Source organism: Thermococcus sp. 2319x1 (assembly GCF_001484685.1).
Taxonomy (GTDB): domain Archaea; phylum Methanobacteriota_B; class Thermococci; order Thermococcales; family Thermococcaceae; genus Thermococcus_A.
In genome coordinates, this window is sequence record NZ_CP012200.1 from 231,805 (window position 1) to 253,367 (window position 21,563).

30 protein-coding genes, 3 tRNA genes and 1 pseudogene are annotated in these 21,563 nt (G+C 42.5%); 32 read left to right on the plus strand and 2 right to left on the minus strand.

Annotated elements, in window-relative coordinates:
• Positions 1–5 precede the first annotated feature (5 nt).
• The 6 genes from ADU37_RS01240 (at position 6) to ADU37_RS01265 (ending at position 5,922) form a co-directional block, all read left to right on the plus strand.
• A complete protein-coding gene (locus ADU37_RS01240; RefSeq protein ID WP_058945924.1) occupies positions 6–1,364 on the plus strand; it encodes a radical SAM/SPASM domain-containing protein in 1,359 nt (452 codons plus the stop codon).
• A complete protein-coding gene (locus ADU37_RS01245; RefSeq protein WP_042699985.1) occupies positions 1,361–2,287 on the plus strand; it encodes an ABC transporter ATP-binding protein in 927 nt (308 codons plus the stop codon). Before ADU37_RS01240 ends, ADU37_RS01245 begins: the two co-directional genes overlap by 4 nt.
• Complete coding sequence (locus ADU37_RS01250; RefSeq protein ID WP_042699982.1) at positions 2,287–3,036, plus strand: ABC transporter permease; 750 nt, start codon at positions 2,287–2,289, stop codon at positions 3,034–3,036. Before ADU37_RS01245 ends, ADU37_RS01250 begins: the two co-directional genes overlap by 1 nt.
• Positions 3,037–3,301: 265 nt before the next feature.
• Positions 3,302–4,315, plus strand: coding sequence for an RNA-guided pseudouridylation complex pseudouridine synthase subunit Cbf5 (locus tag ADU37_RS01255; protein ID WP_058945925.1), 1,014 nt, complete (start codon positions 3,302–3,304; stop codon positions 4,313–4,315).
• Positions 4,316–4,792: 477 nt separating this feature from the next.
• Positions 4,793–5,236, plus strand: coding sequence for a hypothetical protein (locus ADU37_RS01260; RefSeq protein ID WP_058945926.1), 444 nt, complete (start codon positions 4,793–4,795; stop codon positions 5,234–5,236).
• Positions 5,237–5,253: 17 nt separating this feature from the next.
• Positions 5,254–5,922 carry a hypothetical protein gene (locus ADU37_RS01265; RefSeq protein WP_058945927.1) on the plus strand — a complete coding sequence of 223 codons (669 nt, stop codon included), beginning with the start codon at positions 5,254–5,256 and terminating at the stop codon, positions 5,920–5,922.
• Positions 5,923–5,933: 11 nt separating this feature from the next.
• Here ADU37_RS01265 and ADU37_RS11195 read toward each other — a convergent pair.
• Positions 5,934–6,029: pseudogene (locus ADU37_RS11195) on the minus strand (IS982 family transposase); the annotation flags it as partial.
• Between the two features lie 137 nt (positions 6,030–6,166).
• Between ADU37_RS11195 and ADU37_RS01270 the strand changes: the two are divergent.
• The 24 genes from ADU37_RS01270 to ADU37_RS01380 all read left to right on the plus strand — a co-directional run bounded on the left by ADU37_RS01270 (position 6,167) and on the right by ADU37_RS01380 (position 19,142).
• Positions 6,167–7,141, plus strand: coding sequence for a hypothetical protein (locus ADU37_RS01270; RefSeq protein WP_058945928.1), 975 nt, complete (start codon positions 6,167–6,169; stop codon positions 7,139–7,141).
• 543 nt (positions 7,142–7,684) lie between these two features.
• Positions 7,685–7,987 (plus strand): hypothetical protein, encoded by a 303-nt coding sequence (locus ADU37_RS01275; protein ID WP_058945929.1) that lies wholly within the window; start codon positions 7,685–7,687, stop codon positions 7,985–7,987.
• 97 nt (positions 7,988–8,084) lie between these two features.
• Positions 8,085–8,363 (plus strand): hypothetical protein, encoded by a 279-nt coding sequence (locus ADU37_RS01280; protein ID WP_058945930.1) that lies wholly within the window; start codon positions 8,085–8,087, stop codon positions 8,361–8,363.
• Positions 8,364–8,422: 59 nt separating this feature from the next.
• Complete coding sequence (locus tag ADU37_RS10880) at positions 8,423–9,010, plus strand: class I SAM-dependent methyltransferase (protein ID WP_082663069.1); 588 nt, start codon at positions 8,423–8,425, stop codon at positions 9,008–9,010.
• Positions 8,996–9,082, plus strand: a tRNA-Ser gene (locus tag ADU37_RS01285). The genes ADU37_RS10880 and ADU37_RS01285 overlap by 15 nt, the downstream gene beginning before the upstream one ends.
• Positions 9,083–9,123: 41 nt before the next feature.
• Positions 9,124–9,570 carry a 30S ribosomal protein S13 gene (locus tag ADU37_RS01290; RefSeq protein ID WP_058945931.1) on the plus strand — a complete coding sequence of 149 codons (447 nt, stop codon included), beginning with the start codon at positions 9,124–9,126 and terminating at the stop codon, positions 9,568–9,570.
• A 10-nt stretch (positions 9,571–9,580) separates the two neighbouring features.
• Positions 9,581–10,123: a 30S ribosomal protein S4 gene (locus ADU37_RS01295; RefSeq protein WP_058945932.1), complete on the plus strand. Its 543-nt coding sequence runs from the start codon at positions 9,581–9,583 to the stop codon at positions 10,121–10,123.
• The gene (locus ADU37_RS01300; protein WP_058945933.1) at positions 10,120–10,530 is read left to right on the plus strand and encodes a 30S ribosomal protein S11; all 411 of its coding nucleotides are present in this window, start codon (positions 10,120–10,122) and stop codon (positions 10,528–10,530) included. Before ADU37_RS01295 ends, ADU37_RS01300 begins: the two co-directional genes overlap by 4 nt.
• Before the next feature lie 24 nt (positions 10,531–10,554).
• Complete coding sequence (locus ADU37_RS01305) at positions 10,555–11,340, plus strand: DNA-directed RNA polymerase subunit D (protein WP_203226256.1); 786 nt, start codon at positions 10,555–10,557, stop codon at positions 11,338–11,340.
• Position 11,341: 1 nt separating this feature from the next.
• Positions 11,342–11,429: transfer RNA gene (locus ADU37_RS01310), tRNA-Leu, on the plus strand.
• Between the two features lie 48 nt (positions 11,430–11,477).
• Positions 11,478–11,840, plus strand: coding sequence for a 50S ribosomal protein L18e (locus tag ADU37_RS01315; RefSeq protein WP_058945935.1), 363 nt, complete (start codon positions 11,478–11,480; stop codon positions 11,838–11,840).
• Positions 11,841–11,846: 6 nt separating this feature from the next.
• The gene (gene rplM, locus ADU37_RS01320; RefSeq protein ID WP_058945936.1) at positions 11,847–12,275 is read left to right on the plus strand and encodes a 50S ribosomal protein L13; all 429 of its coding nucleotides are present in this window, start codon (positions 11,847–11,849) and stop codon (positions 12,273–12,275) included.
• A gap of 10 nt (positions 12,276–12,285) precedes the next feature.
• On the plus strand, positions 12,286–12,693 hold the full coding sequence (locus tag ADU37_RS01325) for a 30S ribosomal protein S9 (protein ID WP_058945937.1): 408 nt from the start codon (positions 12,286–12,288) through the stop codon (positions 12,691–12,693).
• Positions 12,694–12,740: 47 nt separating this feature from the next.
• Complete coding sequence (locus tag ADU37_RS01330; protein ID WP_004068745.1) at positions 12,741–12,938, plus strand: DNA-directed RNA polymerase subunit N; 198 nt, start codon at positions 12,741–12,743, stop codon at positions 12,936–12,938.
• 20 nt (positions 12,939–12,958) lie between these two features.
• Positions 12,959–13,036: transfer RNA gene (locus ADU37_RS01335), tRNA-Pro, on the plus strand.
• A 21-nt stretch (positions 13,037–13,057) separates the two neighbouring features.
• On the plus strand, positions 13,058–13,231 hold the full coding sequence (locus ADU37_RS01340) for a DNA-directed RNA polymerase subunit K (protein ID WP_004068743.1): 174 nt from the start codon (positions 13,058–13,060) through the stop codon (positions 13,229–13,231).
• 6 nt (positions 13,232–13,237) lie between these two features.
• Complete coding sequence (locus tag ADU37_RS01345; RefSeq protein ID WP_058945938.1) at positions 13,238–14,263, plus strand: hypothetical protein; 1,026 nt, start codon at positions 13,238–13,240, stop codon at positions 14,261–14,263.
• A gap of 5 nt (positions 14,264–14,268) precedes the next feature.
• Entirely contained in the window at positions 14,269–14,874 is a 606-nt protein-coding gene (gene rpsB / locus ADU37_RS01350; protein ID WP_058945939.1) for a 30S ribosomal protein S2, read from the plus strand.
• A 77-nt stretch (positions 14,875–14,951) separates the two neighbouring features.
• On the plus strand, positions 14,952–15,560 hold the full coding sequence (locus tag ADU37_RS01355) for a nitroreductase family protein (RefSeq protein ID WP_058945940.1): 609 nt from the start codon (positions 14,952–14,954) through the stop codon (positions 15,558–15,560).
• Between the two features lie 15 nt (positions 15,561–15,575).
• Positions 15,576–16,724 (plus strand): tRNA uracil 4-sulfurtransferase ThiI, encoded by a 1,149-nt coding sequence (gene thiI, locus ADU37_RS01360; protein ID WP_058945941.1) that lies wholly within the window; start codon positions 15,576–15,578, stop codon positions 16,722–16,724.
• Entirely contained in the window at positions 16,721–17,251 is a 531-nt protein-coding gene (locus ADU37_RS01365) for a DUF998 domain-containing protein (RefSeq protein ID WP_058945942.1), read from the plus strand. Before thiI ends, ADU37_RS01365 begins: the two co-directional genes overlap by 4 nt.
• Entirely contained in the window at positions 17,248–17,841 is a 594-nt protein-coding gene (locus ADU37_RS01370; RefSeq protein WP_058945943.1) for a 7-cyano-7-deazaguanine synthase, read from the plus strand. Before ADU37_RS01365 ends, ADU37_RS01370 begins: the two co-directional genes overlap by 4 nt.
• Before the next feature lie 165 nt (positions 17,842–18,006).
• On the plus strand, positions 18,007–18,828 hold the full coding sequence (locus ADU37_RS01375; protein ID WP_058947597.1) for a cysteine synthase family protein: 822 nt from the start codon (positions 18,007–18,009) through the stop codon (positions 18,826–18,828).
• A complete protein-coding gene (locus tag ADU37_RS01380) occupies positions 18,825–19,142 on the plus strand; it encodes a hypothetical protein (protein ID WP_058945944.1) in 318 nt (105 codons plus the stop codon). The genes ADU37_RS01375 and ADU37_RS01380 overlap by 4 nt, the downstream gene beginning before the upstream one ends.
• Here the strand turns inward: ADU37_RS01380 and ADU37_RS01385 are convergent.
• On the minus strand, positions 19,126–20,064 hold the full coding sequence (locus ADU37_RS01385; RefSeq protein WP_058945945.1) for a carbohydrate kinase: 939 nt from the start codon (positions 20,062–20,064) through the stop codon (positions 19,126–19,128). The genes ADU37_RS01380 and ADU37_RS01385 overlap by 17 nt on opposite strands.
• A 302-nt stretch (positions 20,065–20,366) precedes the next feature.
• Here ADU37_RS01385 and ADU37_RS11740 point away from each other — a divergent pair, with 302 nt between their 5' ends.
• Positions 20,367–20,687 (plus strand): extracellular solute-binding protein, encoded by a 321-nt coding sequence (locus tag ADU37_RS11740; RefSeq protein WP_255357520.1) that lies wholly within the window; start codon positions 20,367–20,369, stop codon positions 20,685–20,687.
• Entirely contained in the window at positions 20,642–21,562 is a 921-nt protein-coding gene (locus ADU37_RS01390) for an ABC transporter substrate-binding protein (RefSeq protein ID WP_255357521.1), read from the plus strand. Before ADU37_RS11740 ends, ADU37_RS01390 begins: the two co-directional genes overlap by 46 nt.
• Position 21,563 lies beyond the last annotated feature (1 nt).

Below are 21,563 nucleotides of genomic sequence, written 5' to 3' on the forward strand. Positions count from 1 at the left end.
TGGCTATGAAGACTAATAAGTACTTGGTTCAGATTCCCGTAGAGGAAGGGAATTACATTATATTGGATACGTTACATGGCAAGATATACAAGCTAAAGAGAAATGAATACTATTATCTACTCAATCCTGAAAACTCAAGTTGTAGTGATACTATACATGATTTGTTAAAAAATAAGTTGTTATACCGTTCGGAAGATGAGTTTAATAAAGACGTTGAGAGAGCATATTTAGATTTCATAAGAAAGGAGAAATCATTACCACTTCATTATATGGTAATCCCAACATATTATTGTAATTTAACGTGTACATATTGCTATGAAAAGGGCATCAAAAAAGATCCTGAATTTATTTCTGAAAAAGCTTTATCGAAATTATTTCATGCAATAAACCTAATAGAAGCTGCAAAGAAATCAAATGTAAAGTCTATATTAACAATATTCGGGGGTGAACCACTACTTCCAATTAAAAGAGAATTTGATATTATTGCTCAAATAGTAAAAGAAAGCAGAGAACAAAATTTAGCTCTTAATGTTGTAAGTAATGGTGTTGGAATACCACATTATCTTTCATTACTTAAAGAATTTAATTCAATTCAGATTACATTTGATGGAGATAAGAGCACTCATGATAAATATAGAATATTCCCAAATGGAAAGGGGACTTTTGATATTATAATAAATAATCTATGCTCTCTACTTGATGAGATAAGCACTAAGACACATATAGCGTTAAGAATTCATGTTCATCGAGGAAAAGAGAACTCAGTGTATAATTTATACTGTTATTTAAAAGAGATTGGTATTCTCAAGAGAAAAAACGTTCACTTGTATGTTATGTCAGTGTATAACTACCTTGATCAATCTTTATTAACCGAAGGTATAAAAAATGAATTGGAATCTCTATTGTACCTTGTTAGGAACTTCCCCTCGATGATTAAAGAGGTAATAATTACTGGCCATTCATTTGCAATGTCATTAAATTACTTAATCAATAAAAATAACGTATACTTCCCCAAATTTAGACATTGTGAAGCTAATATAAACCAATATGTTTTCGATCTATATGGCGATATATATCCTTGTGATGTGGTAGTAGGCATAAAGGAATTTTCTGTTGGGAAATTTATTCCAAATTTGCAATTTTATGATTCATTTAAAAAATGGAGAGAAACCTGTATATTAACTCTGCCTTGTAAAGAATGTTCATATGCACTACTTTGTGGAGGGGGGTGTACTGCATTGAGATTATTAAGAGATGAGAAATTGCGCAACAGAACGTGCTCTTATATTACTAAAGAAATTTTAGAATTATATAAAGATCTTACACTGGAATTTTTAAAGATCCGGATAGGTGATAATTTATGAACGCTGCTGTAGAAGTCTCTAATTTAGTAGTAGGGTACAAAAAGACAGAGATTCTAAAGGGGATAAGTTTCAATATAGACGAGGGTACAATAGTTGGGTATTTGGGTCCCAATGGTGCAGGTAAAACTACAACAATATTGACATTATTAGGAATTCTAAAACCCTGGAGCGGATACGTTAAAATATTTGGAATGAATGTATTGAAAAAGAGTACTGAAGCTAAGCAACTTATTGCTGTTGCTCATCAAGAAGCTACGGGAGATCCCTTTTTAACTGTTGAAGAAAATATTTATCTATACCAACGTCTTAGGGGGATACCTAAAAAAAGAGCAAAGATAAAAACTGAAGAATATATTAAGTCATTCAATCTTGAGGAACATAGAAGAAAATTGTTCTTGGAGCTAAGCCCAGGTCTAGCAAAGAAAGTTCAAGTGGCAAGATGTCTTGCTAGTGTAACAGAAAGTACGAGGCTTATCATCTTAGACGAGCCTACTGCTGGAAGTGATCCAAGTTTTAAACTAAAACTTTGGAATATAATAAAGACGCTAAAAGAGGATGGGAAGACGATTATACTCACTACTCATAATATGGAAGATGTTGAAAATTTATGTGATAAAATAATTTTTATAAAAAATGGAAAAATTATTTTTGATGGGGCGTTATCTGATCTAAAGAGTAACTTCAGAATAGATCGGCTGTATAGAATTAAGTGTGGTTTTCCTAAACAATTCCTTCAAAAGGTCAAAGTTCTTGGATTTAACGTGACAAGAGTGGAGAATAATGAAATTTATTTTGAGACGCCCACACAATATAAAATCTCTGAACTAGCATCTCTATTTGAAGAATGTATAGTAGAGGAAATAGGATATGCTGGAAAGGATTTGAATGAAATATTTGTAGAATTGGTGGAGGGAGAAAAGTGATGTTGGGGCAAACATTAATATTAATTGAAAGAGAACTTCTAAGCTACAAAAGAAGTGTAGGTTTTATGATAGCGTCCTTTTTGTCCCCTCTTATGTACCTTTTTGTTTTTGGATATACTCTGAATAAGGGCATGCCATCCATAAATGGGGTATCTTATTTAAATTATATATTGCCCGGAATAATAATGTTAGTTGTAATATACTCATCACTGAACTCTGCTACTAGAGTATTTATAGAACGAAAATCTCACGCTTTACTTGACCTTCTTTCACTTCCTATGAATAAATCGCTTGTACCTTTTGTAAAAATACTGATTCATTCATTACTTTCAGCTTTTAACGCATTAATGTTCCTATTACTTGCAAAATTAACAATATGTTCTGAGTTATATCTATCAATTGATAATATTCCAGTTTTATTTTTAGCAATTTTTTCTAGCAGTTTTGCGGTAGGAATATTTATGATGGGGATTGCAGCAAGTTTGAGGGAAGAACAAAGCTTTAACTCATTAACTTCATTATTCCTTTTGCCGATGATATTTATAAGTACCGCATATTATCCGGTAAGCTTAATGCCAGCTGTTCTCAAAACATTAGCAAGAATTAATCCAATTTCATTTGGTGCGGATTTAATTAGGAATATATTATTTGGGATAGAAATTCCTATTTCTGAAATGATATCTTTTGTTGTGTTTTCGATAGTAGGGATTAGCCTATTACACCGTAGTTTTGGCAAATATTTCAAATAAGCAATTTTCACTTATTTATTTTCTCACTTATTTATGTGAAAACCGTCAGGGGTTTTAGTGTTGTCTTTTGGAACTATTCGGTTGAATTGCCGAGTCGAGTATTAAAGTAAAGATAGGTGAGCAAAATAAATCTTACTCCCGAAATCAGAGACTTTTTGAGTTATCATGTTGTTGAGGTTTTTCAAGTATAACTTTACTGCTCCGCCTAAGCCTTTATAAAGGGAAGAGGGGTATTAACTTCGATAACGCTCATTGGGTGATACCGATGGCGAAAGAAAAGAGAAGAGAGAGAAAGCTAATGCTCCCGGCTGATATTAAGAGAGAGGTTGTTGTTAGGGACGAAAACGCCGAGACCAATTCAAAATGGGGCCTTCCTCCAGAAAAAAGACCGATTGAGATGCACATGCAATTCGGGGTCATAAACCTTGACAAACCTCCCGGACCTACAAGCCATGAAGTGGTTGCATGGATTAAAAAACTTCTGAACCTTAAAAAAGCTGGTCACGGTGGAACTCTTGATCCAAAAGTTACTGGAGTTTTGCCCGTAGCTCTGGAAAGGGCCACAAGAGTTGTTCAGGCACTTTTACCGGCAGGTAAAGAGTATGTTGCTCTTATGCATCTCCACGGGGAGGTTCCAGAGGAGAAAATAAGGGCGGTTATGAAGGAGTTTGAAGGTGAGATAATTCAAAGGCCTCCTCTAAGGAGTGCCGTTAAGAGAAGACTCAGGACAAGAAAAGTTTACTACATTGAGATAATTGAAATAGATGGCAAAGATATTCTGTTTAGAGTCGGCGTTGAGGCTGGCACTTACATAAGGTCTCTCATTCATCACATTGGTCTGGCCTTGGGAGTTGGTGCTCACATGGCTGAGCTCAGAAGAACAAGAAGCGGACCGTTCAAGGAAGATGAAACCCTTGTTACCCTGCATGACCTCATAGATGCTTATTACTTCTGGAAAGAGGACGGTATTGAAGAGTACTTCAGAAAGGCAATTCAGCCGATGGAGAAAGCAGTTGAACATTTACCCAAAGTGTGGATTAGGGACTCTGCAGTTGCAGCTGTAACCCATGGAGCAGACCTTGCCGTTCCCGGAATTGTTAAGCTTCACAAGGGCATAAAGCATGGGGATCTCGTTGCGATAATGACCCTCAAGGACGAGCTTGTTGCCCTTGGAAAGGCCATGATGACAAGCGGTGAGATGCTCCAGAAGAGTAAGGGAATAGCGGTCGATGTCGACAAGGTCTTCATGCCGAGGGACTGGTACCCGAAGATGTGGTAGAACCTTTGCTAAGCAAAGTTTCATCAAAGTTGGCACGTGTTCTTTCTCTTGGCGATTATTTTGTTGCTTTCCCTTAAAATTCCCTTCCTCACAAGGGGGTTTCTTTATAAGCACCCGAAGGGCGCAGGAGATAGTAAACCCATTAAAAAGGAAAGCCCTAAAAACTTGCCCCGTAAACAGCACGTACAAACTCTCTTCAGCCCTTCTTAACAGTAATTGTTTGGTCAAGCTTTGCGTAAGCAAAGGTTGCTAGGAGGGCTTCACCCCTTACGCTTCGACTTTGGATCCCATAAAATGATTGTTTGTGCTCTTTTGTTCACTCTTTTACTCTGGCTTCTTTCGTTTGAATCAGCTCGGATTTTAATGGTTGTAAGTTGAAAACCTTACGAAAAAAACTTTAGTTAATTCAACTAATAAAAGAAAAGCTTTTAAGGATTTTAACGTTACATGTAGTAATAATCTCCAAAGGTGTCCTCTGTGGAGGATTGGGCCAAAAAGGTTTGCGGGGTAGTGTTGCTAGCTATACCCCTAAGCCCGGGCTTCAACGTTGCCTACGGGGCAAGAAATACGACTGAATTGAAGCCCGAAGAGGCATACTGGGCTCTAGAACTCCAGAAAGACCTCCCTCCGATAGAGCTTAATGAAACCACAATGGCAATGATTGAAGGTTACTCGAGCGAGATAGTTGAGGAGTTCAACAGTGAACTTTGTACCATGAGTGACGAAGAAATGCTCCGTGAGGGCCTCACAAAGGAAGATATCAAAAAAGCCAGGGCGTTCTGCAGACTGCCTGATGAGGCAAAGTTGAAAATCATCAGAAATAGACTCCTGCTCAGCGTGTACCTAACTAACGCTCGTTGCTCGGCCCTTAAACAAACAGAAATAACGCCAATAATAACTTGTGGAGCGCTGGCACGATAAATGCTGAGGTGATCCGCGTGAAGCGTTCTAAGACTCTGTACTTCGCCCTTCTTATCTGTTTTCTGTTGATAGCTGGTGGGACGTATTACCTCCACGGCCGGAGTTCTGGCAATATGGTGGAACCCGAGATAAAGTTCAACGCCACTAACCTTAAGCCTCTCAATTCAAACCTGACACTTGTGTACAGGTCGCGCGAATATTCCAATGGGGAATTGGTTCAAAACTCGACGAGAATCTTTACGATATCCAGGAAGGGAAACGATATTATCATGGTTGAGAGGTTCAGGACGGAGTGGTGGCAACCGAGCTACTCACTTTATGAAGGAACTACTCATGCTGAAATAGCTAATTCAACTCCAATAATATATCAGCCGGACGGTTCCATCTTTGTTAAGGGAAAGCGGGCCGAGGTTGACCTTTTCAGGATTGGGTATCCCTATTCTCCCGTATTCGAGCAGCTGAAGGCTGAAAAGGGCTATACACTCAGGTTATGCTGCGCCAATCTCACTGTGGAGAATGTGAGGACTATAAATGGGAGGGAGTGTATTATAGTGAAAGCAGAAACTGAAGATGTCACCCTCAAACTTGTCATCGACGCCAAGACGCGCCTGCTCCTATGGAGATGTGGGTTGTCAGGAGACCAAAGGAGTTGCCAGTGGGAAGAGTGGCTAATCTCTTCCAAATAAATCCCTTCACCCTAGTTCCCACCACCTGTGAAGTTGTACAGTTCATCAAGATTAACTGCCAGAATTGCTCCTAAAATCCTGACAGTCAAACCCCTCAAACTAACACTCGTTCGCTGATTATTGGGTAAATCTCGGATTTTATAAGCAAGATTTCCTCCTGAAAATTCACAACAACCACCAATCACTCAAAAAATTTAAGTACCTAACGACCCGATGGGAACTAGGGTTGTGAGGTGGTATGTGGATGAGAGGGAAGAAACATTTTCTCCTTCTAAACTTTTTTATTGGGGCAGTTTTTCTGGCAATCCTGTTCCACTACGCCCTTTCGCTTTCATTGGGGGAAAGCTTCTTATTTGCAGTCATCTTGTCACTTCTCTACACCTCTGCGCATATTTTCTGGAAAAGATCAGATAAACAGCAGAGAGAGTCTCAATTTTTAAAATCTCCAAGTATCGGGTTTATACTCTTTGTTCTGATTTCGTTTGGGTTCGGAGTGCTTTTATTTGAGCTTATCCACGCGGCGTTTGCAAAACCGGGCACCTCTTTCATCCCTCTCGCCAAAGTGCTCGGCGTTTTGTTCATAATCGGCGCGTCTGTGCTGTTCCTCGTGGCAATGCTACATGAGAGGGGTAAGAAAACACCCGAAAAAGTCGTCTATTCCTGGCGAAACTTCCTCAAGGAACTTTCAACGTCCCTCCTTCTCTTTACAGTTGCATACTCCTCCGAGGTGAGTTTGGAAAAGAGCGTCTCGATGGCGCTTTACGTTTTTGTTTTGGCCAGCTGGTACTATTCCATGATGGCTCACAAGTATGTGATATCCGGGCGGATACTTAAAATCAGGGCCGTTGTAATTTTTGTGGCGGTCACTTCCGGGCTGTACCTGTTCGTAATTGACAACATAGTGCTAAGTGGGCTGATTGGAGCACTTTTCGCGGTTGTGTCTGAAAAAGACTACAAGATAACCAGGAAACTTGTGGCAGAGGGGTTGCTGGAGAAGAAATACGCCGAAAGCGGAGCCTGGCGCCTGTTTTACGCTATCTTTTATGGATTTGGGGCGATGGTAGCTTTGATGATAATCACTGGGGATTACAGTGCCTCGTTTATCAGGGAATCTTTGTTAACGGTGTTCAGGCTCCTGTACATATTTACGACGATTTTCCTCCCCTTCGGGACGCTTGGCGGGTGGTTAAGGTTGAAGATTCATGGTGGAAAAACTTAATGAACCAATAAAGTTGGGAAAAACTCTCTATTTGTCGCGTTCACTTGTCCACTAGGTTACTTTGATTTTGGCTTGTTCTCGTCGTTTTGATTTGTTTGGAATTGATAAATACTACAAAAAGCGTTGCCAAATACGACTCGTAAAAGAAAAATCTTAATTTTTATTAGCCAAGGTGAGGTAATCCCGTGAGTGTTTGGGGGTTAATTGTTTTGGTGGCATTTGATAATCATGGCAGTCGAGGTCATCCTTGGGGTATCAGGAAAAGTTGCAATAGAACGGCACAAACATGTTATTCGGCCGGTTATCTGAGTTTGATGGCCTACTATAGAGGGGTATCTCTTGGGAGCGATGCTCGGGGTTTCCCTCCGGTTGCTTTCCGTGGTTGGGATCATAATCGTTATGTCGGCGTTGCTCCTAATAGGGTGAAAAGACCTGGGGGTGGTTACATAGACAAAATACTCGAGGAGGAGCTTTTGAGGACGTTCCTAATATTCGTCTACCACCAAGGCTGTGGATTGGGAGGAAACTTGGGGATGAGCTTTCATGAAAGCGGTGTGGATGGTTCCCGTACCCTTCATGGTTGTTGTAGTGGTCTATGGTCTGTATGGGGGCAAAGCATTGCCGCTGGTCATTGGATTAGTGTCATTATTTCTCTACGTGCTCAGCCTTAGGGGAGAAGGGGAATCAATAAAGCTGACGGGCCTCGTTGCGATGTTCTCATCGATATTCGCACTGTGGGGGAACGTGCTTAAGTATCTGGCAATAATCGGCGTTGCCCTGCTGATTCTCCTTGAACTCTTTGTAGAGATGAGGAAAAAAGAAAACAGAGCTCGTTTGAGAAGGTGATCTTGTGCTATGGATACTGTCCATCAATGCAAGTATGTGTTTATGCACTTGGGTTTATTAAGGTTAAATGTGGAACATTGTGGTAGGGTGGTAAAGCATGTCTTGGATGGAGTATGGTGCATACGCGGTGATAATTGGTGGGCTTATCTACCTCTTTCTACTTTTTGCCTTCAGGGATTCTTTCGCAGGCCGTAGCAGGATCTCGTGGGCAATTCAACTGGAGATGGCGGTTTTCATGGTGCTTACGGGCTTCATAGTCTGGGGAATCTGCAGTGGGAACATTCCGTTTTACGTGATGGGTGCGGTCGGATGGATATGGCTTGCGGTGGTTATAGTGACGGTTTTGCTGTGGTTGGGGAGCGGTTCAAAGGTATAACTGGCTGAAACCTCTTGGACATGACTTACCTTTATAAACCCCTTCCCCTATTTTCAACCATGAGCCACTACTACTCCGAAGAGCCCAACGTCCCGCTGAAGACGAAGACCATTGAGGTAGTGCTTAGGGGAGAGCGCTTTAAATTTATCACAGCGAGCGGGGTTTTCTCCTTTGGAAAGCTCGATTTAGGAACTAAGCTCTTAATTGAGAGTGCCATATTAGACAAGGATTGGGAAGTTTTGGATTTGGGATGTGGCTATGGGGTGATTGGAATAGTTGCCTCACGCTTCGTTAAGCGCGTTGTTATGGTAGACATCAATAAGAGAGCCGTGAGCATAGCAAAGAAAAACTTAAAAATCAACAACGTTAAGAATGCCGAGGTAAGATGGGGCCATCTTTATGAGCCTGTAAAGGGAGAAAGGTTCCACAGCATAATAACGAATCCTCCGGTGCATGCTGGGAAGGATGTGCTGAGGGAAATAGTTATAAATGCACCCCATCATCTCTACGATGGAGGATTGCTTCAAATTGTCATTCGCACTAATCAAGGCGCAAAGTATATTAAGGGACTCATGGAGGAGAACTTCAAGGAAGTAAAAGAAATTGCGAAGGGATCGGGCTTTAGGGTGTATGCCGGGATCGCCTAGCCTGGGATGGCGCGGGCCTTGAGAGCCCGTGGGCGTTTGCCCGCCGGGGTTCAAATCCCCGTCCCGGCGCCAAAATCCTCGTTGAAGGATTAACTCGTGGAGGTGTGCTTATAATGGCTGACTTTAGACATATCGTGCGTGTGGCGAATGTTGATATAGACGGGCACAAACAGCTTAGATGGGCCCTCACCGGAATTAAGGGTATAGGAATAAACTTTGCAACAATGGTATGCAGAGTTGCAGGGTTGGACCCAAAAATGAAGGCAGGTTACCTTACCGATGAGCAGGTAAAGACCATTGAGGCCGTACTTGAAAATCCAGTAAAACACGGCATCCCCGCATGGGCAGTAAACAGACCAAAGGACTACGAGACTGGAAAAGATTTACACCTTACTGGAGCAAAGCTCGTCATGGCATGGCGTGAGGACGTTAACAGGCTCAGGAGAATCAGGGCTTATAGGGGTATTAGGCATGAACTTGGTCTTCCAGTGAGAGGACAGAGGACTAGATCAAACTTCAGAAGAGGAGCTACAGTTGGTGTTAGCAGAAAGAAGAAGTGAGGTGGTGTAGATGGGAGATCCAAAAAGGCAAAGGAAGAGATACGAAACTCCCTCTCATCCTTGGATTAAGGAGAGACTCGACAGAGAGAGAGTTTTAATGCAGAAGTATGCCCTCAAGAACAAGAAGGAGCTTTGGAAGCATGAAACTCAACTTAAGAACTTTAGAAGAAGGGCAAGAAGATTACTGGCTGCTAGAGGTAAGCAGGCAGAAATTGAAAGAGCTCAGCTCCTCCAGAGATTGGCCAGACTTGGTTTGCTCCAGGAGGGAGCTCACCTTGATGATGTTCTCTCCCTTACAATAGAGGACATTCTTGAGAGAAGACTACAAACGATGGTATTTAAGAAGGGATTGGCGAGAACAATAAAACAGGCCAGACAGCTAATCGTTCACGGACACATCGAAGTAAATGGGCAGATAATAAGGTCTCCGAGCTATCTCGTGCTCAAGGAAGAGGAAGATGGCATAACCTATGCAAAGACTTCACCTTTTGCAAACTCCCAGCACCCCGAGAGAATGGTTATTGAGGAGGCCCAAAAGGGTGAGGCACAATGAGTGAGGAAGTTAACATCAAAAAGAAGGAAAAATGGGGAGTTGCCCACATATATGCATCTTACAACAACACAATCATTCACATAACCGACTTAACCGGAGCTGAGACAATATCAAGATGGAGCGGTGGAATGGTTGTTAAGGCAGATAGAGACGAGTCATCCCCATATGCTGCAATGATTGCCGCTAAAAGGGCAGCTGAGGAAGCCCTCGAAAAGGGCATTGTTGGCGTTCACATAAAAGTTAGAGCACCAGGTGGAAGCAAAAGCAAGAATCCTGGACCGGGAGCACAGGCAGCTATTAGGGCTCTTGCAAGAGCAGGGCTCAAAATAGGCAGAGTTGAAGATGTTACACCAATACCGCACGATGGTACAAGACCAAAGGGCGGCAGAAGGGGAAGGAGAGTTTGACTTCCCTTTATAACCTCTTTTTTGGTGAGAAAAATGCAAATAAAAATTCTTGAAAAAAGGGACAATGCAATACGGTTCATTTTAGAGGGCGTTGATGTTGCATTTGCAAACGCGCTTAGAAGAACAATAATCGGGGAAGTCCCAACTTTTGCCGTTGATGAGGTGGAATTCTACGAGAACGATTCTGCCCTTTTTGATGAGATAATTGCTCACAGGTTGGCGCTAATTCCCTTGACAACTCCTTCAGATAGATTTGAGCTTGATGCCTTGGAGTTAGATGACTATACCGTTACATTAAGTCTGGAAGCGGAAGGTCCTGCAATAATTTACTCCGGGGATTTAAAGAGTGACGATCCGGATGTAAAACCCGTGACTCCAGATATCCCAATAGTCAAACTAGCTGAAGGCCAGAGACTTGTTTTTAACGCATACGCAAAGCTTGGCAGGGGAAAAGACCATGCGAAATGGCAGCCCGGCTTTGCATACTACAAGTATCTCACAAAGGTGCACGTAAGCAAGGGGATTCCTAACTGGGAAAAAATCAAAGAGCTGGCAACTAAAAAGAAGTTTCCCATCGAAGAAAACGAGAGCGAGCTTATCATATCTACTCTAACAAGCCTTTATCTGCCAAGGGAATTTGATCAGTATTTGGGAGATAAAATTAAAGAAGAAGTAGTGCCAAATACATTCGTCTTTACGGTAGAAAGCAATGGAGAACTCCCCGTTGAGGAAATGGTAGCTTTAGCGCTCAAAATTTTAATGAGAAAGAGCGATAAATTTATAAACGAGCTTCATAAATTAGCCGAATAGCGCGGGGGTTGCCGAGCCTGGCCAAAGGCGCGGGATTTAGGGTCCCGTCCCGCAGGGGTTCCGGGGTTCAAATCCCCGCCCCCGCACCATAATGATCACCCCGTCCCTCGGTGCGAGAAATAAAAGGAGGAATGCTTATGAAGAGGACTGGTCCAACTGATATTAACTTGAGAAGGCTCATTCGCTATCTGAGAAAGAAGTCCAACGAGGAGAATGTTAAGATATGGAAGGACATAGCTTGGCGCTTGGAAAGGCCGAGAAGGCAGAGGGCTGAGGTAAATATTAGCAAGATAAACAGATATACCAAAGAAGGAGACATGGTTGTGGTTCCAGGGAGCGTTCTTGGAGCTGGAAACTTGGATCATAAGGTCATAGTTGCGGCATGGAAGTTCAGTGAAAAGGCAAAAGAAAAGATCATTCAAGCGGGTGGGGAGGCAATAACAATCGAAGAGCTTGTAGAGAGAAATCCAAAGGGTAGTGGAGTAATCATAATGGAGTGATGGGCCATGAGGATTATTAATGCTGATGGTTTAATACTCGGAAGGCTTGCTTCAAAAGTTGCCAAGATGCTCCTTGAGGGAGAAGAAGTGGTTATCGTTAACGCTGAAAAGGCAATCATCACCGGAAACAGGGAGTTCATCTTTGAGAAGTACAAGCAGAGAACGGAACTAAGAACAAGAACAAACCCAAGAAGGGGACCATTTTATCCGAAAAGAAGCGACGAAATAGTTAGAAGGACCATTAGGGGCATGCTTCCATGGAAGACTGACAGAGGAAGGAAAGCCTTTAAGAGACTAAAGGTCTACGCTGGAATCCCAAAAGAGTTTGAAGATAAAGAGCTGGAGACAATTGCTGAAGCTCATATGTCAAGACTTAAAACCCCCAAATATGTAACTGTTGGAGAGGTTGCCAAATTCCTTGGTGGAAAGTTCTGAGGTGATGATAATGAGGATAATTCAAACTGCAGGAAAGAGAAAAACTGCCATTGCGAGAGCTACCATAAAGGAAGGTAAAGGGAGAGTTAGGATAAACAACAAGCCCGTTGAGATTATTGAGCCAGAAATAGCCCGTTTCACAATAATGGAGCCACTTGTTTTGGCTGGAGAGGAGATAGTTAGTAAAGTAGACATTGACGTCAAAGTCGAAGGCGGAGGTTTCATGGGGCAGGCCGAGGCTGCAAGGGTTGCGATAGCGAGGGCATTGGTAGAATGGACCGGTGACATGAACCTCAAAGAAAAGTTTATGAAGTATGACAGGACTATGCTCGTTGGCGACTCAAGAAGAACAGAACCACACAAGCCAAACCGCTCTACAAAGGGTCCAAGGGCAAAGAGGCAAAAGAGTTACCGTTGATTTCCCTCAACTTTCCTTAAAATTTAAAAACCAAAAAGGTGATTCGCTTGATAGTTCCCGTGAGATGTTTCACATGCGGAAAGGTGATTGGGGATAAGTATTACATCTTTAAAGAGCGTGTTGAAAAAGGGGAAGATCCCGAAAAAGTACTCGATGAGCTTGGCCTCGAGAGGTACTGCTGCAGGAGAATGCTCCTCAGCCACGTTGAATTGATAGATGAGATAATGCACTACAGAGTATATTGAAAAACCACATTTCTTTAGGAGGGGCCGTGGGGTAGCTTGGCCTATCCTCCCGGCTTGGGGTGCCGGAGACCCGGGTTCAAATCCCGGCGGCCCCACCAAAATTTGCACGGGTGAGAAAAATGTTTAGATACACGAGATTTGAAAAGGCGCGTATAATAGGGGCAAGGGCACTGCAGATCGCTATGGGGGCTCCCGTGTTAATTGACGTACCTGAAGGGGCCACACCGTTAGAAGCTGCGATAATGGAGTTTGAGAAGGGTATAATCCCAATAACAGTTATAAGGCCGAGTTGATGTGGGATGACAATAATTGAGAACATAGTCGGCAGGATTTCAATCCTCAAGGGTGGAAAGTATTCAATTGAAGTTGACGTTATAACAACTTCCGGATTTGGCAGGTTTGCTGCCCCCATAGATGAGAATCCCTCCCTCTATATAGTGGAAGCCCACAGAGCGGTTAGTGAAGTCGATGAAATAATAGGACCGGAGCTTATCGGATTTGACTCCCAGGAGCAAGAGCTCATAGACAGTTACCTTTGGGAAATAGATGGGACTGAAAATCTAAGCCACATAGGGGCGAATACTGCTCTGGCCGTTTCGGTTGCTGTGGCAAAAGCAGCTTCAAACGCCAAAAATATTCCCCTTTACAGTTACATAGGGGGAACGTTCACTACAGAGCTTCCAGTTCCGATACTACGGTTTGCAGAGGATGAAACCTTTGAGTACCTTGTCTTGGTTAAGGATTTAATGGAGATTTCAGATGTAGTGGATGCAATGGCAAAAATAAAGGAGCGTGTAAAGAGCATTAACCTTCAAGAGCTCTCAAGAGCTTCAGAGATAGTTGGAGATGAACTTGGTCTTGAGGTCTCTCTTGGGATAGTACAAAAGAAAGAAATGGACATCGAAGAAGTCCTCCAGAAAGTTGAGGATTACAACATCTCCTACATCAAGCCCTTGGGCGAAGAAGAGCTCTTCCTTGAACTTATAGCAGGAACACATGGGGTGTTTGTTGACGGAGAATATCTTTTCAGAACAAAAGACATCTTGGATAGGAGGTATTACAACGCACTTTCAATTAAGCCGATTAACTTAGGCACTCTCACGGATCTTTATAATCTGGTTAACGATGTCAAATCCGAAAGGATAACCCCAATTTTGGCAGAGGCGAAGTATGAATCGGCTGATGATGCCCTCTCTCACTTAGCAGTGGGACTTAAGTGTCCCGCCATAATGCTCCATGAGAACTCCATTGTTAAAATAAACGAACTTATTAGGATAGCGGAAGATTTGGGCGAAAGAGGAAGAATAATAACGTTTGAGGGGTGAAGAAAATGGAAGAGTATTTGGTTCCACTCGACCAATATTTGGCTGCGGGTGTTCACATTGGAACACAGCAGAAAACAAAGGATATGAAGCGCTTCATATACAGGGTTAGGCAGGATGGTCTATACGTGCTCGATGTAAGGAAAACAGACGAGAGACTCAGGGCTGCAGGAAAGTTCTTGGCAAAGTTCGATCCAGAGAGTATACTAGCAGTAAGTGTAAGGCTCTACGGCCAAAAGCCAGTTAAGAAGTTTGGAGAAGTTACTGGAGCAAGGGCAATACCGGGAAGATTTTTACCCGGAACAATGACAAACCCGCAGGTTAAGAACTTCTTTGAACCCGATGTTCTCATAGTGACTGACCCAAGAGCCGACCATCAAGCGATGAAAGAAGCAATAGAGATTGGAATTCCAGTAGTGGCCCTTGTCGATACGGAGAACCTTTTAAGCTATGTGGACTTGGCAATTCCAACGAACAATAAAGGAAGAAAGGCTCTGGCTTTAATTTACTGGATACTTGCAAGGGAAGTTCTCTTTAACAGAGGGGACATCAACAGCAGGGAAGACTTCAAAATCCCTGTGGAAGAGTTTGAGATGAAAATAATCAGAGAATGAAATCTGTTCTCTCAGATTTCTTCTTTTTCCCTTAAGTATATTAACCCGAATAAACATAAGTGTTTTTGGTGAGTTAGATGAATCTCGATGGGGCGATACTCAACAGGATGTCCGTGAGATATTACGAAGAGAGAAGCGTAGAGGAAGAAAAGCTAGAAGACCTAATAAAATCTGCAATAAGGGCTCCTACTGCAAGTGGTCTTGAAAACTGGTTGTTTGTAGTTTATAAAGACGAGAGCATCAGAAAGCGAATCCACGAAATAATGTACGAAGCTCATGCAGAGTACTATCGTGCATACGGTTTACCTGAGGAAAAAATAGAAAAGCTAAAAACAAAGATATTTGAAAAAGGGATGTACAGAGCTCCAGTTTATGTGGGAGTTTTTGTCGATAGAGAAACGCGCTTCTTAAAAGGAAAAGAATACGAGGAAATTGAATTCCTCTGGAGTGTTGAAAGTGCTGCAATGGCTATAGAGAACCTTATGCTCAAGGCGGTGGAACTTGGCCTGGGAACATGTTACATAGGAGTCACCAGCTTGGAGAAATACCAGAGAGAGCTTAGAGAAATGGCGGAACTTGGCGAGAATTGGTACCTCGTGGGGTTAGTTCCCGTAGGGTATCCTGCTGAAAAAATAGCCCCCAGACCGAGGAGAAAATCTCTGGAAAAAATCCTCAAAATAATTTAAATCCGGTGGATGAAGATGTTAAATGCCATAATAGTCAGATACGGTGAGATAGGCACAAAATCTCCAAAAACGAGGAGATGGTTCGAGAACATTTTAATCAACAACATAAAAGAAGCCTTAGTGAGTGAGGGCATAGAGTACAAGAACGTCTTTGCAAAGCACGGCAGAATTATAGTAAAGACAAACAAGGCTGGAGAGGGTGTGAGGGTTCTTAAAAGGGTTTTTGGTATAGTCTCGCTTTCACCTTCTGCCGAGATAGATGCAGAGCTTGAGAAGATATATGAAACTTCTCTAAAACTTTTTAGGAGAAAGCTGAGGGCACTTGGAGTGGAAGAGCCGAAGTTCAGGGTAACCGCAAGGAGGATAACCAAGGAGTTCCCCCTTAAAAGCCAGGAGCTGGCTGCTAAAGTTGGTGAGTACATACTGAAAAACGAAGAGTGCAAAGTAGATTTAAAGAACTATGATATCGAGGTTGGTATAGAGCTAATGGAAGGAAAAGCCTATGTTTATGTTGATAAAGTCCAAGGGTTTGGTGGTCTTCCAGTAGGAACCCAAGGAAAGGTCGTGGCTCTTTTGAGTGGGGGTATAGATTCACCGGTCGCTGCTTTTCTGATGATGAAGCGAGGATGTGAAGTAATCCCTGTCCACATCTACATGGGGGAGAGAACCCTTGAGAAGGTCAGGAAAATCTGGAACCAGCTCAAAAAATACCACTATGGGGGTAAAAGTGACCTAATAGTTATTAAACCGCAGGAAAGGGAGAAGGTTATTCAAACGCTAAAGCAGCTTAAAAAAGAAAACTACACATGTGTTTTCTGCAAGTACATGATGGTCAAAAAAGCCGACAAGATTGCGAGAGAATTTGGAGCAAAGGGTATCGTCATGGGGGACTCCTTAGGTCAGGTGGCCTCTCAAACACTGGAGAATATGTACATAGTAAGTCAAGCAAGCGATCTGCCAATCTACAGGCCATTGATAGGGCTGGATAAAGAGGAAATTGTGGAGATTGCCAAAAGCATTGGAACCTTTGAGCTCTCTACACTGCCGGAAGATGAGATACCGTTTATTCCAAAACATCCGGTGATAAGGGGTTCTTGGGAGGAGTTCAAAAAGCTGTACAAAGCAGTCTTCGGTGAAGAACCGAAGAAAAGGGGATGTCCATGAAAAGGTGGGTTAGAATTTTGGGGCTCTCCTTTCCGTTTCTTACTTTTGGTGGAATCCTTATTGCAATTTACTTAAATCCTTGGTTTTCTTTAACTGAAAATGCCCTCAGCGATATGGGTTCCATTAAAAACCCTATAGGGTATGTTTTTAATTCTCTCCTCGTTCTTCTCGGCTTTCTTGGCTTTGTATTTGGGGTTGAAATGCTGAAGGAGAAGAGAATCACAGTCCTTTTTCCCCTCGGGATGGTGTCATTGTTGCTTGTGGGAATTTTTCCCGAAGAATATGAACCCCATTCGTTTTTTGCACTGGCCTTTTATGTCCTGCTCTTTGCGGACATCTTTATCTGTGGTTTAAAGAGAGTGAGAAAAAAGAAATCTGCTCTAATATGGCTTCTTGGTAGTCCGACGGTTTTTATGGTGATGGTTTATCTCACTAGGGTATTCGAGGGACTCGCTATTCCGGAGCTTGTAGGGGCACTTTTCATAAACGCCCGGATAGTCTACCTGACCCTGGAGGTGGAACAATGAAGGCTGTTGCACTCTTAAGCTCGGGGATAGATTCACCTGTGGCTATCTATCTAATGCTCAAAAAAGGTTTTACAATATACCCGATACACTTCAAGCAGAGTGAACTCAATTATCAAAAGGTTAGAAGAATCTGGCAGAGGCTTAAGGAACTTTTTCCAGAGAGCTTGGAGGAGCTAATCGTCGTTGATGTTTTTGAATACCAGAAACCTGTCTTTGATAAATTGGTGGAGCTGAAAAAGGAGAAGTGGATATGTGTTTTTTGTAAATTCACCATGTTCATGAAGGCCACTGAGATAGCAAAAGAAAAAGGGGCAATGGCTATAATCACGGGAGATTCCCTCGGCCAAGTTGCTTCTCAAACACTGGACAATCTTCTCATAATAAGCCTTGCAACAGATTTGCCAATATTCAGACCCCTTATAGGGCTGGACAAAGTAGAGATAGAAAGAATCGCAAAGGAAATAGGGACGTTTGAGATAAGCGTAGAGCCTGAAGAAGGCTGTAATTTTGTACCGAAGCACCCGATAATAAGGGGAACCCTTGGTGAGTTTAAGAAGATTTACAAGGAAGTGTTTGGCAGGAAATGTTGATTACACATTTTTGTATAAGATTGCCGCAAACGAAACATTTATAACGTGCGATTGGAATACCACAATGGTGATCAAAAGTGAACGTGTTTAACAGTGCGGTTGAGCTTTTCGAAAAGTTCAAACCTACCCCTCTGCTTAAGCTTTCCCTTTCAGATGAGAGAGGGGATGTATTTTGCCAAACTGGAGTTCTTTAATCCTTTCAGCAGGAGCATAAAAGACAGGGCTGTTTTTAATCTTATTATGAAGGCTATGGAGCGAGGAGACATTAACGGCACGAGGAGGCTTTTTGAGGCAACCTCAGGAAATGTTGGCATAGCTATGGCAGCCATGTCAAACCTCTTTGGCATTGAATTCAGGGCTTATCTTCCAAAACCTATCCCCAACACAACCCTGACTCTGCTGAGAGTTCTTGGTGCCGAGGTAGTAAAAACCGAATTTGAAACTATTGATCCAAAGATGATAGAGTTCGTCAAAAAAGAAGCAGAGAAGGCAAATGCAGTAAATCTAAATCAGTTTGAGAATGATGACAACTTTGAAGCCCATTACAAATACACTGCAAGGGAGATTGATGAGCAGCTTAGAAGCATAGGGCAGAAACCGGATGTAATCGTTGCTGGAATCGGGACTTCGGGACATATAGCAGGGATAGCAAAATACTTCAAGGAGCGCTATGATACGAAGATTGTTGGAGTTGTTCCAGCCGAGGGTGAGAAGATTCCCGGGATAAAGGGGCTTGAGACAAAGCCGAAGTGGTTTTTTAAAGTGGAAGTTGATGAAGTGGTCGAGGTAACTCAGAGGGAAGCAATCGAAGGCTCTATACAAGTGGCCAGAAGGGATGGTCTTTTAATAGGGCTGAGTTCAGGTGCGGTAGTTAAGGCCTTTGAGAGAATTCGCGACGGATATCCGGGAACGGCAGTCTTAGTTTTTCCGGACGATGGGTTTAAATATGTTGAGGCATTTGAAAGATACTTGAGTGAAAGCCGATGAAAGTTGCTGTGTATCTACTATTCCTTCAATCATTTTTCCTTTTGTATTACTCAGCCAGCGCCTTTGGAAGCGAAAGGTATATGTTGCTTATTTTTGGCCTTCTGAACTTTCTCCTTGCCTGGGGAGTAGTTAGGGGTGAAAGAAGGGCTATAAAGGTAACAATCGCATACAAGGGTGTGGATTTTTTCTTTGCACTCTTAATGCTGATGGGAGGAGCGATTTTTCAATCATTAAACGCCGCAATAGATTTGGCAATACTTCATGATTTGATCGGGCTTTTTGGTAAAAAAGAAGAGCCTACGGAAGAAAGCTGAATTTTCTATGCTTCAAAACCTCTTCTAAACTCGGCACGCTCCAGGCTCCGCGTTTTGTAGTTGAGAGCGCAGCCACCAGGTTTGCAAAGCTTCCCAACTCTTTTAGCTCTTCTTTGGAGAACTCCAGTATGTCAAGCTTGCCCATGTAGAAAAGAGATGCCAATAGGGCTGCCATGAAGGCATCTCCTGCTCCAGTGGTATCTACAGGCTCAACTTTAAACGAAGGCACGTCAACCCTTATGTCTTTGTGGATAATTGTACTTCCTTTAGCCCCTCTTGTTATCGCAACAAGGGCAAAGTTGAAGTCCTCAAGTGCTATTCCAATTTTGTTGAGGTACTCCAGCTCCCCATCTCCAATTTTTACTATATCTGCGAGCTTAAGGGCTTCTTCTATGTCTTTGAGCATTTCTTTCTCTCTTCCTCTCCACAAATCGAGTCTGATATTAACGTCATAGCTGATGGGTATTCTTCCTTTAACCGCTCTAAGAACCTCGAACACCGTTGATCTGCTCGGCTCTCTCGCAAAGAGGACACTTCCAAAATGCAAAAGCTCAGCGTCTCTCATAAAGTCCCATTGTATCTCTTCCTTTCTTAAGTTAAAGTAAGCCACACCATCGTACAGTATAAACTCGGGCTTTGCCCCTATGAGCTGAACAAAGACTATTCCTGTGTGTTTGTTACTGTCCTTTATTATGTATTTTGTTTTAACCCTCTCTTTTTTGAGTTCCTCTATAAGAAATTCACCAAAAGGGTCGGCACCGACTTTGCTTATCAGTGCGCTTTTTACTCCAAGCCTTCTCAGACCAACTACAACATTCGCTGGAGCTCCCCCGGGATGTTTTTCAAATTCTCTAACGTCTCTCAGTTTTCCCTCTTCTTTTGCAATAAAATCTATTAGAATTTCTCCTATTGCGTATATCATTCCAATCCCCAGGGAGTGTTGTTTAGGAGACTTAAAGTTTTGCTCTGGCATCACTTATACTTAAAGTAAACAACTCATATAATCGTAATTGCACCATGAGTATGAATTAGAAAGCGGAATTTAACATTCTGCTCGAGCCCAATAATGTGTTATGATTGTTGAAATATTTGAGCTTTCTATCCGCAAAATGTATACTACTTTTAGTATATACAAGGAATTGGGTGTCTCTATATGGATGTCAAGAAGGTACTGCTTGGTTTGTTTTTAGCTGGAGTTTTAGGTGTTGCAGTAGTGGCAAGCGGATGCATTGGTGGCCAACAGACTTCTACTCCAACTACGGTTACACAGAAAGAGACCGTTACAGAGACAAAGCCCGTAGAGCAGATTACTCTAAAAGTAATAGGTCCATGGTCTGGGCAGAGCTTGATGCCTTTATGGAGGTTATTAAGGCTTTTGAAGCTCAACATCCAAACATAAAGGTGGAATACAAAACATACAGAGCTGAAGACCTCTCTACGATTCTACCTCTCCAGTTTGAGTCGGGAGATACTCCGGCTGATGTAATAGCAATGTGGGGATGGTTCATTGCAGAGATGGACAAAAAAGGCCACTTAATGGAGTAATCAACCCAGACGAGTACGTTCCAGGAATTCTGGATACAGTTACTGTTGACGGAAAGATTTACGGTGTTCCATTTACAGCGGCAGCTAAGCCTGGTTTCTGGTATAGGAAGTCATTCTTCGAGAAATATAACCTAAAGCCCCCAGAAACATGGGATGAATTTGTGGCATTGCTCGAGAAGATTAAGCAAATACCTGGAGTCAAGGCACCAATCGTTAGTGGAGACAGCGTTGGATGGCCCCTCTCTGATGTAACAGAGCACTTTATCCTAACCTTTGGAGGAAAGGACCTCCAGCTTAAGCTTATAAAGGGAGAAGTTAAGTGGGAAGACCCACAAGTTAGAGGCATATTTGAGCAGAGACTTGTGCCTCTCCTAAAGGCTGGATACTTTAGCGATCCAATAGAGTGGACATCCGCAGTGGATCTATGGTGGAAGGGAGACTATGCATTGTACTTTATGGGAACCTGGATAACCGGAATGGTTGATGACCCAACTGATCTTGGCTTAATTTCACTACCGGGTGTCAAAGCAATGGTTCTTGCGCCGGACTACTTCATGGTGCCTAAGTACACAAGCCATCCAAAAGAAGCTATGGAGCTTGCTAAGTTCTTAGCAACAGAGGGGCAAAGAATTCACGTGGGTACCAAGTCAGGAAAGCTGGCAACATGGAAGAAAGTATCCATCGATGACTACTGGGAGCCCATGAGGGATGTTGCTAAGGTAGTGGCTAACGTTGAATCAGCGCCTGACCTCGATGACAGTGTTGGAGGAGAATGGCAAAAGGTATTCTGGGATCAATTAAAACTCTTGTGGGTACAGCCAGATAGATTGGATGACGTTCTAAGTACTTTGGATGCTAAGTTTCCAAAGAAGTGAA